This is a genomic window from Asticcacaulis solisilvae (genome assembly GCF_017875235.1).
Classification (GTDB): domain Bacteria; phylum Pseudomonadota; class Alphaproteobacteria; order Caulobacterales; family Caulobacteraceae; genus Asticcacaulis; species Asticcacaulis solisilvae_A.
In genome coordinates, this window is sequence record NZ_JAGGMI010000003.1 from 53,550 (window position 1) to 65,670 (window position 12,121).

Below are 12,121 nucleotides of genomic sequence, written 5' to 3' on the forward strand. Positions count from 1 at the left end.
CACCTCTCTCCGGACGCCGCCATGCACGCCGACACCTTCCGCCTCGACGCCTATCTGAAGCGCATCGGCTTCATTGGCACGCCCGCGCCAGACTTCGCCACCTTGAAACAGATGATGCAGCGCCAGCTGCGCACCGTGCCTTTCGAAAACCTCGATGTCCGTGCGGGCAAGATCGTGTCCATCGACCTCGACGACATCGTTGCCAAGATCATCCCAACACAGCGCGGCGGCTATTGCTACGAGGTCAACAGCCTGTTCGCCATGGCGCTTTCCGCCATCGGCACCCCCTACACGCTGGCGGGCGCCCGGCCGATGACCTTCCCCGAGCGGCGGGCACGCACCCACATGGTCATCATCGCCACCATCGAAGGCAAACAGTACCTGTGCGACACCGGCTACGGCCGGCTGGCCATCCGCGAGCCGATGGACCTCGACCTGATCGACACCCCTGTCCTGCAAGACCACGACACCTACCGTCTGATCCTCAAGGACGGCGAATATATCGCCCAGGCGCGGATGCCCGATGGCTGGGACAATCTCTACAGCTTCAATCTCGACCGCTTTGAGCTGGTCGACTTCGTCCCGGCCAACTGGTTCAACTCGACCTCGCCGGACGCGATCTTCACGCAGACAACGCTTCTGATGCGCCACACCGATGACGGCCGCATCCTGCTGGTCGATGATTACCTGCGCGTCTATGCCGGCGGCGAGGTGATCGAGCGCACCGTGGCGGCGGAGGACCTGCCCGTCGTGATCGAGGACCTGTTCGGCATTACACCGACCGAGGATACTTCTGCGCGTCTATGATGCCGCGTTCGCCGCGTCAAACGCCTCCGAAATCACAGGTCCCAGTTCCACCATGGCCGCGTCGACGGAAATTCCGGTCTCCCAAAAAAGGCGCTGCAGCAATTTGACGTCGGCCTCGGACAAGGCCCTGATTTGCGGATCTTCTACAAATGCTTTTCTGTAGGACGTCTTGTCGCTGTCCGAGCGCACCGCCAACGCCGTTCCAGCCTTATAGCGCTCGATAGCCGGGATCGCACAAATCCGCCTGAGCTTGGTAACCTCTTCGTCGCTGAAAGCCTTCGCGGCCCTCCCCATGACGAGGTCGATAACAGCCTCCCGCCGGCTATCAACGCCGCGGTCCAGCTCAGCCGCCAATTTTGCCTGCCATTTGGCCGGCATTTGCGAAGTTTCGGGAGTTTTCCGAACCTGCTGACTGAGGATCGCCTTGATATTGTCAATCAGATGGAGGGGCTCAGCCAGCTTGCGAAACTCGGCGTAGCTGGCGCGCGCCATCTCAGTCTGCGCAGGCTTGGCCATGACCGGCGCAGCCATGCTGCCAGCCAGCAATCCTGCGATCAGCGCGTATTTAATGAAGCCAAAGCGTCCCATGTTCCCCCACCGCAATGCGACCATATAACGTCACAAATGCTCTGGAAACAAGTCAACAGCTATCCATCGGTGCGTCGTACACGCCGCCAGAACATTAAGACACGCAGCAGTTTGCGCAGCAACGCATCCAATCCATCAGTCATAGCCTTGTGATGTTCGGCCCATTCAGCCGAGAGATAATCGTCGCGCATCTTGCACTCCCATGCGTTTGCAGCGATTATTCCCAGATACCGGCGTTCGCGTCCAATCAGGACCGTGCACCTATCCATAAGCTGGACTGATAGATCATGGCCCGTAAGCTCCCGCCCCTGATGGCCGTCCGCGCCTTCGAGGCCGCCGCGCGTCTCGGTAGCTTCACCCGCGCCGCCGAAGAGCTCAACATGACCCAGTCCGGCATCAGCTACCAGGTCCGCCAGCTCGAAGACCTGGTCCAAGGCCCGCTCTTCACCAAGCGCGGCCGGGGCGTCGAACTGACAAGCCTGGGCGAAAAGCTGGCCCCATCCCTCACCCTGGCTCTGGACGGCATCGCCAAGGCCTTTTCCGACCTTAAGGCCGACGACACCCAGGTGCTTACGGTCGCATGTTCGCAGGTCTTTGGCGCCAACTGGCTGGCGCCGCGCATCGGCCGCTTTCAGTTAAGCCACCCCGGCCTGGCCGTGCGCGTCATGGCGTCGGACGCCCTGGCCGATCTGGAACAGGGCGACGCAGATATCGCTATCCGCAGCGCAGCGCACGCCTGGCCGGGCCTCAGTTCGGCGCGGCTGACGGGCGCGTTGATCGTTCCCATGGCCACTCCCGCTTTCCTGGCGCGGCATCGTCCCGCCACGCCGGACGAAGTGCTGAAACTGCCGCGCACCTCGGCCGACGACATCTGGTGGCAGGTCTGGCACGAGCAGGTCACGGGCCTGCCCTATGACGACACCGAACGGGCGCCGCTGCGGTTCGACAGCCAGCTGCTCGACGGCAATGCCGCCATAGCCGGCCACGGTGCGGCCATGCTCAACCCGTTCATGTGGCAAGCGCAGATCGAGCAGAACCTGCTGGTTCCGGTAGCGCCGCACTGGGCGGTGGCGAAGGGCAGTGCGTGGTTCTGTTGCCTGCCGCGCCGCGGGGATGAGCGCAAGATTCGCGCCTTCCGTGCCTGGCTCGAGCGCGAGGTGGCGGAGACGCTTCAGTGGCTGCGCGGCCGCTTCGGCCACCACGCCGACGCCCTGGGCTGAACCGCTGTTTATTCCCATTTTTCAGAAATATCATTCGCGGCCAATTCGCTTTATCGGGAATAACCTTGTGCCTGACGGCGCGGCGATGATTTTCCTCATATGGACGTATTTTGCCCGGGGCGGCAACCGTGTAGACATACGACGATGAGCGTAGCCTTTACCAAAGACGAAGACCACGAATCCGCCGCGGCCAACCTGCCGGATCGCCCCATCTCGCCACACCCGAACCTGGTGACGCCGTCCGGGCTGGCCCAGTTGGAGGCCGCCTTCGCCGAGGCCAAGGCCGCGTGGACGGCCGCGCAAGCCGCCGGCACCGTCAACGAGGACCGCACCGCCATGGCGCGGGCGACACGCGACCTGCGCTATTACACGGCGCGCCTGGCCTCGGCCCAGCGCATCGATCCCGTGCCCGATCCGGACCGCGTCGTCTTCGGCTGCACGGTGACGATCGAACGCGAAGACGGCCGTGTCCAGACCTTCCGCATCGTCGGCGAGGACGAAGCCGATCCGGCCGCCGGCAGCGTGTCCTATGTCTCGCCGCTGGCCCGCGCGGTCATGGGCAAGGCGGTGGACGAAGAGGTCACGCTGGACGGCGCGGACATCGCTATCATCGCGATCAGGTAAAGTAGAGATCGTCCTTCGTGACGCTTCCGCTGATCTGCGCCAGATCGACGGCCGCGCTCGCGCCCGTGCCATCGGCGTCCCAGTAAAGGTGGCCCGTGCCAGCGTCCCAGATGAACTGGGCGCCGGATCCCACTGCAGACGCGCCCACGGTAAACTGGGCGTTGGTGAGCTTGTGCCCACTGCCGAAGCCATAGTCGCTGCCCGTGAACACCAGCCGGTCAATAGCATGGACAAAGTCGGTGAGGCTGTCCGCGCCGTTTCCGGCCGCCGCCGCGAAGACAAAATCGTCCCGGCCCGTGCCGCCGGTCAGGCTGTCGTCGCCCTGCCCGCCTGTCAGCGTATCGTTGCCGTTGCCGCCGTCCAGGGTATTGGCCACGGCATTGCCAGTGATCCGGTTGTTCAGGCCGTTGCCGGTGCCGCTGACCGCCGCTCCCGTCAGGATCAGGTCCTCGACATTGGCCCACAGGGCAAAGTCAACCGATGCATAAACCGTGTCGGCGCCTTCATTGGCGTTTTCCAGCGCGCGGTCGCCGGCGTGGTCGACGTAATAGGTGTCGTTGCCCGCCCCGCCCGACATGCGGTCGTTTTCAGTCCCGCCGTCCAGCACGTCGTCGCCCGCCCCGCCGGTCAGGGTATCCCAGCGCTGGCCGCCAAGGAGCGTGTCATTGCCCTTGCCGCCGTCCAGCACGTCCGAGTCGATGCCGCCGTCGAGATAGTCATCGCCGTCGCCGCCACTGATCGTGTCGTGGCCCGCCCCGCCGACAAGCGTCTGGCTGCCATAGGTGCTGGTCATGGTGTTGTGCAGGCTGTTGCCGACGATGGTAATGTCGTTGCCCGACACAAGGACCGCCTCGATATTGGCCGTCATGTTCCAGCTTATCTGCGCCGAGACCAGGTCGAACCCTTCGTTGACCGCCGCGTTCTCAAACACCCGGTCGCCGACGTGATCGACCGAATAGTGGTCATTGCCCTTGCCGCCGTACATGACGTCGTTCCCTTCGCCGCCATAGAGGGTGTCATCGCCGTCGCCGCCGTAAAGCGTATCCCAGCGCGAACCACCTTCCAGACGGTCGTTGCCTTCGTTGCCGGTAAGCAGATCCGAACCCTCGTCGCCATAGAGGGTGTCGCTGCCCCAGCTGCCGGTCACGGTGTCGTGTCCCGCGCCACCGTTTAGCGCCACGTTCCCGTCGCCGCTCGAAGTCATGCTGTCATTGCCGTCGTCACCGAAGGCGTAGGCTGACCAAGGGGTGGCAATATGGATGCTGTCGTCACCCGCGCCACCCCGCAGCCAGGTTGCCTGCCTGATGGCGTCGCTGGGCAGGCTGGTATCGCTGAAGGCCAGAAGACTGTCGTCGCCGTCGCCGCCCACCAGGGTCGCGTCATCGCCAGCCATCAGGGTGTCGTTGCCCGCGCCGCCTTCGAGAATATTGGTGCCGGGACTGACGCCGTATTCACCGCCGATATCGAACAGGACGTCATTGCCGTCGCCGCCCGTCAGCGTATCGCTGCCAAAGCCGCCCTCCAGGCTGTCGTCGCCGCCGAAGCCGGAAATGACGTCGTCGCCCGCAAAACCGGTCAGGGTGTCATTGTCCTCCGTGCCGTTGATGACCGTAGCGATCAGATTGATCATCCGGTCGTCGAAGTCCAGGTATTCGATGCCCGACACGGTCATCTGGCCTTCGTCCCAGGTAAGCACGTAGGTTTCATCGCCGGTCTGCGCGATGCCGTACTGCGTACTGTCGCCGGCCAGCACGGCCACGTCGTCACCCTCGCCGCCGATAACGGTCGAACCGTCTCCGCTCAGGAAAACCGTGCCGAAGTCCGGGGACCAGTAGGCGCTGGCGACTATGCTGTCGTTGCCCGCGCCGCCGTCCAGCAGATGCTCGTAGCCCGGCGCCGCGATCAAATCGTCGCCCTCACCGCCCAGAAGCGTCCCGAAGCCGTACAGCGTGTCATTGCCCGCGCCACCATCGCCACGGCCTGCGACATCGATATAGTCATCGCCCTCGCCGCCCGTCAGGATGCCGCCCCCCAGGTAGTCACCCAGCATGTCGTTGCCGTCACCACCGTTCAGGGTGTCAAAGCCCTCGCCGCCATACAGGCTGTCGTCACCGCCCAGACCGTTGATGATGTTGACGAAAGCATCGCCCACCAGGAAGTCGCCGTCTTCCGTGCCGTCGATGATTCCGATGCCGTCGAGCGCGATCGTGTCGTCATCGAAGGCCACGAATTCGACGCCTGAAAGGGCCGCGCCCTCTACGGTGTTTTCGCCGATGCGGAAGCTGTCGGCGCCGGTGCGTACGATGACGAAGTCCGCGCTGTTGCCCGCAACCACGAGCGTGTCACTGCCCTCACCGCCCGTCACGGTCGAGCCGATCAGACCGTTCAGGGAGACAAGATCGTCGCCCTCACCACCGTCGATCACAAAACCATCTCTCTCCACAGCGATGACGTCATTGCCATCGCCGCCCATAAGGGTGGTCGCATAGCTGGCCGACAGGGTGTCGTCGCCCGCCCCGCCCGACAGCACACCGACGCCCGACAGCGAGTCATTGCCGTCGCCGCCGCTGACGAAATTGACCTCGCTGGACTCGGTGATCCAGATACCGACCGTGTCGTCGCCAAGCCCGCCGTCCAGACTGGCCCCGCCCAGCCATGCACCCTCAATGACATCATTGCCGTCGCCGCCCAACAGGGTGTCACGGTCGGAAAAATAGACCCTGATGCTGTCATTGCCGATGCCGCCGTCGATGCGGTTGTCGCCGCCATCGGCCGACAAGGTGTCGTTCCCCGCGCCGCCACTGACGACGCTGCCACCATTCAGCCAGCCGACGGCGAAGTCGTCCCCGTCATCGCCATTCAGGACATCGCCGAGCGCCTGCCCGCGTATCGCGTCGTGACCGTCGCCGCCCGATATGCTTCCGCTGGCGTAGACGGTGTCGTTGCCGGCCCCGGCCAGCACGCAGTTGCCGCCACTGGCGTGCGTGTACAGTTCGTCATTGCCGTCGCCGCCGAACAGGGTGTCCGAGCCCGAATAGCCGCCGCTCAGCAGGTCGTCGCCACCCTTGCCATCCAGCCGGTCATTGTCCTCGCCGCCTGAGATCGTGTCATTGCCTTCGGTGCCGTCGCTGACGGTAAAGACCGCGCCGTTCAGCGCCACGGTGCGGTCAGCGAACTGAAGCGTCTCGACGCCCGATACCGGGATGACGCGTTCGCGGAACTGGACCGTATAGTCGCTGCCGTCGTTGCGGATGATGACCTCGCTGCTGTCGATCCACAGGAATTCGATCGTATCGTCGCCAAGCCCGCCATTGATCGTCGCGGGCGCGACCCAACCGGTTTCGGGGACATAGAGGATGTGGTCATTGTCATTGCCGGCATCGACCTCGGTTGGACTTTGCGAGCTCATGGTAATCGAGTCGTCGCCATCGCCACCGATCATGGTGCTGCCTGTGTCGAGCCGGTCATTGCCGGCGCCACCATCGAGCCAGCCGTGGCCGTTCAACCAGTCATTGCCTTCGCCGCCCGTAACGGTGCCGTCGGACGTACCCGAATGCCAGATCGTGTCGTCGCCCATCCCGCCGTCCAGGCTGGCGTCGTAAACGATGCCGCCAACCTCGATCCAGTCATTCCCCTCCCCGCCCAGCAAGGTAACATTCGTGACGGGGTTGTACATGCTGCTGCCGTTAAGCTTGAGCCGGTCATTGCCGTCGCCGCCGTCCAGAACATCGCCCGAGACACTGCCCCTGATGCTGTCGTCGCCGGCCAAGCCGTAAAAGCTGTCAGCCAGCGCATCGCCGTCGCCCACCAGTGTGTCGTTGCCGGGTGTGCCGTTGATATCTGCCATGGGAAATCCCCCCTGATCCATGTCGGGAAAAAGAAACGAGTTGTGCGGAAAAGCTTAGACACGCCCGAATCCGGGCTCCCGTCAGGATTGCGGAACATGGTTAACGAGAGATGACCAAGGCGGTAAAAAAAGGCCGCCGGAAACGCCGGCGGCCCTTGTTTCATCAGTGTCAGGACTATTGTCACACGAAGTGGATGTCGTCCTTCGTCACGGTCGCGCCGCCCGAAATCATGGCCAGTTCGATCGCTTCGCCCGCGCCCAGGCCGTCGCTGTCGAAATAGAGGTGGTGCGTGACATTGTCCCAGATGAACTGCGCCGCCCATCCCACGGCCGCGGTGCCGACGGTGAATTCCGCCGCGGTCAGGCTGTAGCCAGCCGTAAAGCCGTAGTTCGTACCGACGAAGACCAGCCGGTCAGTGCCGTGCTGGAAATCAACGATGTGGTCGTGGCCGTTGACGGAGAGGGTCGAAAAGACGAAGTCGTCGGCGCCTGTGCCGCCGCCCAGCACGTCATTGCCGTGGCCACCGATGAGCGTATCGTTTCCATTCCCGCCCGACAGCCGGTCGTGGTCGTTGCCGCCCGACAGGTTGTCATTGCCGTCCCAGCCATAGAGGCTGTCATTGCCAAGCCCGCCCGACAGGCCGTTATTGCCGCTGTTGCCGTTGAGGCTGTTGCTCAGGCCGTTGCCGGTGCCGTTGATATTGGCGGTGCCGGTCAGGTTCAGGACCTCGACATCGGGCGTCAGGGCGTACGATATCGACGCCTTCACGGTATCGGTGCCCTCGTCATAATATTCATAGACGCGGTCGCCGACATGGTCGACGACATAGGTGTCGTTGCCGGCGCTGCCATACATCTGGTCGTTGTCGGCGCCGCCGTCGAGGATGTCGTCGCCATGACCGCCGTCCAGCGTATCCCAGCGCCCCCCGCCGTTCAGCTGGTCGTTGCCGCTGCCGCCGTCCAGATAGTCCGAACCGTCGCCGCCCAGGACCGAGTCGTTGCCTTCGCCGCCTTCCAGTTCGTCATTACCCGCGCCGCCGTCGACCTTGTCATTGCCTTCCAGGGCCTTGAGCGAGTCGTTGCCCTCGGCGCCGGACAGGGTATTGTTGCCGCTGTTGCCGAAGAACAGGTTATCGAGCGCATTGCCATAGGCCGAGATATTGCCCGCGCCCAGATAGATGTTTTCGATATGGTCGCCCGCCTTGTAGTTGATCAGGGCGTAGACCGTGTCGATGCCCTGACCGGCCAGTTCGACGATCTTGTCGCCCGAAGCGTCGAGCGTATAGAAGTCGTCGCCCGCGCCGCCATACAGGGTGTCGTTGCCCGCGCCGCCGTCCAGTCCGTCATGGCCGCCGCCGCCGCGCAGGACGTCGTTGCCGCCCTTGCCGAACAGATGGTCCTCGCCCGTCCCGCCGTTGATCGTGTCGTTGAAACCCGCCCCCGCGATGAAGTTGCCGGCATCGGGGGCCTGGATCAGCGCGGCCGTGGACAACTTACCCGACAGGTCGGCGCCGCCGCTGCCCGCCAGCGTCAGGGAGCTTCCGGCGGCGAGGCCTATGGACGACAACGCGCTGAGTTGCGCGGCGGTGACCTTCAGGTTGCCGCCGGTGACATAGAGCTGTTCGATGCCCGCCACGGTGGCCGCGCTGAGGTCGCCGTAGCCGCTGAGGGTGTCGACGCCATGGCCGCCGTCATAGACTTCACCGGCCTCGAAGGCATGTGTTTCCGAAATCTCGTCCTGGCCGTATCCGGCTTCGATCGTGTCTATACCCGCGCCGCCGGTCAGGGTGTCATCGCCGTGCAGGCCGCGGATCCAGTCATTGCCGCCCAGGCCGTCGATGCGGTTGCTTTCCCCGATCACCATCTTGTCGAGCAGGATGTCATTGCCGGCAGTCGCCACAAGGCTGGTGAAATTGGCCGGAACCAGATCGGCGACATTGACGTTCTTCAGCCTGACGACGGGCCTGCCTCCGCCCGGCAGGCCGTCGATATCGGCCCACAGGAAGGCGTTCATGCCGTCCGCCACCCAGTACAGATGGCCCGAGGCGAACGGATCGCCGCCCGGATAGTTTTCCAGCACGGCAACCAGTTCGGACAGATCGAGCATGTCGCCGCCCGCGCCCGCCTGGAATTCCTCCACAGTGATGGCATTGCCACCAGGAGCAAAGACGGGATTAATAACCAGGGCGTCGCGCCCTTCGCCCAGGTGCATGCCGACCGGGGCCACGTCGGAGCGGATGACGTCATTGCCGAGCCCGCCCGAGATGGCGCTTCCCGCTTCCGACGCACTGGCGATGATCGTGTCGTTGCCATGCCCGCCATCGAGAGAATTGTAGCCGTTGTTAAGCAGGTAGTCGTCACCGGAACCGCCGCTTAAGGAATAGCCGTCTTCATCGCCATAGAGCGTGTCATTGCCTTCGCCCCCGATCAGCGTGTCGCCGCCGGGGCCGCCGTGAAGCACGTCGTTACCGTCGCCGCCGTCGAGGCTGTCATTGTCCGCGCCGCCGTAAAGCGTGTCGTCGCCCGCCAGTCCCTGGATAATATCGCGGCCTCCCAAGCCGTTGACCGTGTCGTTGTCCGTCCCCGCCACCATCGTGTCATTGCCTTCGGTCGCGATCGGCGGGCCGTAATGGAACATCCGGGCGTGGATACTGGAACCGTCCTTGTCGTCCAGGCTGTTGACGCCACTCCAGACGATGACGAAGCTGCCATCGGCCAGCGCGGCCACGGTGGGCCACTGCCCACCTTCACCGGCCTGGGTGGGGATTTCGAATTCGGGGGTCACCACACCGCCCGAAGCGTTGAAGACCTCCGCCTTGACCCTGCCGGTGCCCGTGTACCAGGTCACGGCATAACCGCCGCCGGCAAGAGGGGCAATGTCGGCGACACTGACATCGCGGGCCTCGAATTGCGCACGGACAGTGCCTGACGCGTTGAACACAGTCGACAGTCCGCTGGTGATGACAAATCCGCCATCGGCCAGGCCGGCCATGTTCAGGTACCAGCCCGCATCGACATTGATCTCGCTGCCTGCCTTGTTGCCGGCGGCATCAAACATCTGAACCCGGGCGCCGATGACGACGCTGCCCGACGTCGGATCCATGTCGCCGCCATAGGTGTTCCACGCGATGGCAAAACCGCCATTGGCCAGACCGGCCACCTTGGCGTAGCCCTGGTTTCCCACCGTCGTGGTGTTGACCAGGAATTCCGCGCCGACCCTGTTACCCTCGGCATCGTATCTCTGCGCTCTGGTGTCCAGGTTGTCGGTCACGCCGTTTGTGTCGTGCCAGGTGATGACGAAGCCGCCGTCCGCGAGACCGGCGACCGCCGGCAGAAGTTGGGAACCGTTCGTCTGAGTGTTGACGAGGAATTCGCTGCCGGTCTTGGCGCCCGACGCGGTAAAGACCTGCGCCTTGATGCTGGTCTCGCTGCCATCGCCCAATGTACCGCTGTTGTCCTGCCAGGTGATAACGAAACCGCCGTCCTTGAGGCCGGCCACGTTTGGACGCGTCTGGGCGCCGGTCGTGCCGGTACTCACCAGGAATTCCCCGCCGACCTTCGCGCCCGCGGCGTCGAACACCTGCCCCTTGACGTCAATGGCGACGGCGCCGCCGGACGTCCACGCATCGACCTGCCATGTCACGACGAAGCCACCGCCTTCCAGTTGCGTGACAACCGGAAACGATTGGCTGCCCGCGAACTCCGTATTGGCTAAAAACTCCGTGCCCGCCTGAAGTGTATATGCCACGATACCCCCCCTAAAATAGCTTGTGCGGCCTTAACCCCGCCTTCGACTCCCTCCTATCATTGAATTTATTGCGCCGCATCGCGGATTCATCCGGCAGGCGTTTACCTCTGCACGCCGGCGGTCAGGCCTCTACGCCCAGGTCGCGATAGGCGCCGTACATGACAATGCGGATATCGATGGCCGGGCATTGCGCGGCGTCGTCCGCCCACCGCCGCCAGGCGCACAGGACCAAGGCGATGACCGCCGTGTGTCCGGTGAACTGTTCGACGCAGACTGTGTGCCTCAGCCATCACCTTGCCGACAGGAGGAAAGACAGAGTCTGCGACATATTTATGTTCCACGGACCGTCCGTGTCGGCGCTTGATGCCTCCCCCGCACTTTCCGTGACCAAATTGGCAAATGCGGATAAATCCGCCTTAACGCGGAAATATACGCCATTTCCGCTTGACGGCGGAAACATCCGCATTTATCGTCATCTCAATACGGAGATGATCGATGAACGCCATCACTACCGCCTTTTATCAAACCGCCTCTCCCATCCGGCGCGGACACGAAAGCAGCTGGGTCAATGTCGAAGGCGGGACCGTGTCCGGCCGCGTCACCAAGATAATCGGCGTCGAGGAATATTTCGCCAGCCTGTACGACAGCGCCGCGCAATGCCGCTTCCGCATCGGCGCCGACGCCCATGACCGCCACGGCTTTGCCACTGCCGCCGAAGCCCAGGGCGCGCTCGACGCCTTCCTGCTCGATACGGCACGCGTAAGGAGGTGCGCGTGATGGCCTTCGACACGCCCCACCCCTTCCCGCTTTACCCGGGCAGCTACCTGACGCGTAACGGCGCCCGCGCCGAGGTCTTCGTCATCCGGGTCAATTATGAGGACCGGCGCATCGCCATCGGCTGCACCTACAATGCCGCGGGCGACGTCCAGTTCACCTGCGACTGGGACGCCGCCACGGGCCTGAGCCACGTCCACAGCGGACCGTGCCGCGACGACATCATCGCCATGGCGATTGGCTAGATCGGTATGAGTGGAAACATCATACCGATCTAAGATTTTGTTCTGTCGCGATATTTAAGGCGAAAACTCCAAAGACGCTTCTTGGCACTTTTCGCCAACTCGCTCAGGGGGCGAGCGAGTCTTGTGCCCGAATTGGTCCCATTGACGGGGAAACCGAGCTCGATGCAATTTCAATTGAAACTTTGAAAGTATCTTGTGCAATAAGCCTTTTGCTCCGCAATTGGCGGAATGTGTCAATCCTGCCGCACTGCACACTTTCAATACCAAT

The 12,121-nt window shown here is 63.4% G+C and carries 9 protein-coding genes; 5 read left to right on the plus strand and 4 right to left on the minus strand.

What is annotated here, in order from left to right; all coding sequences use genetic code 11:
* Positions 1-21 precede the first annotated feature (21 nt).
* Positions 22-807, plus strand: coding sequence for an arylamine N-acetyltransferase family protein (locus J2X24_RS06520; RefSeq protein WP_209718447.1), 786 nt, complete (start codon positions 22-24; stop codon positions 805-807).
* Here the strand turns inward: J2X24_RS06520 and J2X24_RS06525 are convergent.
* Complete coding sequence (locus tag J2X24_RS06525; RefSeq protein ID WP_209718452.1) at positions 802-1,395, minus strand: hypothetical protein; 594 nt, start codon at positions 1,393-1,395, stop codon at positions 802-804. The genes J2X24_RS06520 and J2X24_RS06525 overlap by 6 nt on opposite strands.
* Positions 1,396-1,454: 59 nt before the next feature.
* Positions 1,455-1,586, minus strand: coding sequence for a hypothetical protein (locus J2X24_RS22705; RefSeq protein ID WP_281064931.1), 132 nt, complete (start codon positions 1,584-1,586; stop codon positions 1,455-1,457).
* Positions 1,587-1,682: 96 nt separating this feature from the next.
* Between J2X24_RS22705 and J2X24_RS06530 the strand changes: the two genes are divergently transcribed.
* Together J2X24_RS06530 and greA are read left to right on the plus strand one after the other, a co-directional pair.
* Complete coding sequence (locus J2X24_RS06530; RefSeq protein ID WP_209718455.1) at positions 1,683-2,615, plus strand: LysR substrate-binding domain-containing protein; 933 nt, start codon at positions 1,683-1,685, stop codon at positions 2,613-2,615.
* Between the two features lie 144 nt (positions 2,616-2,759).
* Complete coding sequence (gene greA / locus J2X24_RS06535; protein ID WP_209718458.1) at positions 2,760-3,239, plus strand: transcription elongation factor GreA; 480 nt, start codon at positions 2,760-2,762, stop codon at positions 3,237-3,239.
* On the opposite strand, the gene J2X24_RS22710 is transcribed toward greA, so the two are convergent.
* Together J2X24_RS22710 and J2X24_RS22715 are read right to left on the minus strand one after the other, a co-directional pair.
* Entirely contained in the window at positions 3,232-7,086 is a 3,855-nt protein-coding gene (locus tag J2X24_RS22710) for a beta strand repeat-containing protein (RefSeq protein ID WP_209718461.1), read from the minus strand. The genes greA and J2X24_RS22710 overlap by 8 nt on opposite strands.
* A 181-nt stretch (positions 7,087-7,267) precedes the next feature.
* Positions 7,268-10,834 (minus strand): calcium-binding protein, encoded by a 3,567-nt coding sequence (locus J2X24_RS22715; protein WP_209718464.1) that lies wholly within the window; start codon positions 10,832-10,834, stop codon positions 7,268-7,270.
* Between the two features lie 495 nt (positions 10,835-11,329).
* Between J2X24_RS22715 and J2X24_RS06550 the strand changes: the two genes are divergently transcribed.
* A complete protein-coding gene (locus tag J2X24_RS06550) occupies positions 11,330-11,611 on the plus strand; it encodes a hypothetical protein (protein WP_209718467.1) in 282 nt (93 codons plus the stop codon).
* Positions 11,608-11,853: a hypothetical protein gene (locus tag J2X24_RS06555; RefSeq protein ID WP_209718470.1), complete on the plus strand. Its 246-nt coding sequence runs from the start codon at positions 11,608-11,610 to the stop codon at positions 11,851-11,853. Before J2X24_RS06550 ends, J2X24_RS06555 begins: the two co-directional genes overlap by 4 nt.
* Positions 11,854-12,121: the final 268 nt, after the last annotated feature.

Bases quoted from the DNA above. Each gene is read 5' to 3' on its own strand.
- J2X24_RS06520 (WP_209718447.1), top strand. From the start codon at position 22: ATGCACGCCGACACCTTCCGCCTCGACGCCTATCTGAAGCGCATCGGC.
- J2X24_RS06525 (WP_209718452.1), bottom strand. From the start codon at position 1,395: ATGGGACGCTTTGGCTTCATTAAATACGCGCTGATCGCAGGATTGCTG.
- J2X24_RS22705 (WP_281064931.1), bottom strand. From the start codon at position 1,586: ATGCGCGACGATTATCTCTCGGCTGAATGGGCCGAACATCACAAGGCT.
- J2X24_RS06530 (WP_209718455.1), top strand. From the start codon at position 1,683: ATGGCCCGTAAGCTCCCGCCCCTGATGGCCGTCCGCGCCTTCGAGGCC.
- greA (WP_209718458.1), top strand. From the start codon at position 2,760: ATGAGCGTAGCCTTTACCAAAGACGAAGACCACGAATCCGCCGCGGCC.
- J2X24_RS22710 (WP_209718461.1), bottom strand. From the start codon at position 7,086: ATGGCAGATATCAACGGCACACCCGGCAACGACACACTGGTGGGCGAC.
- J2X24_RS06550 (WP_209718467.1), top strand. From the start codon at position 11,330: ATGAACGCCATCACTACCGCCTTTTATCAAACCGCCTCTCCCATCCGG.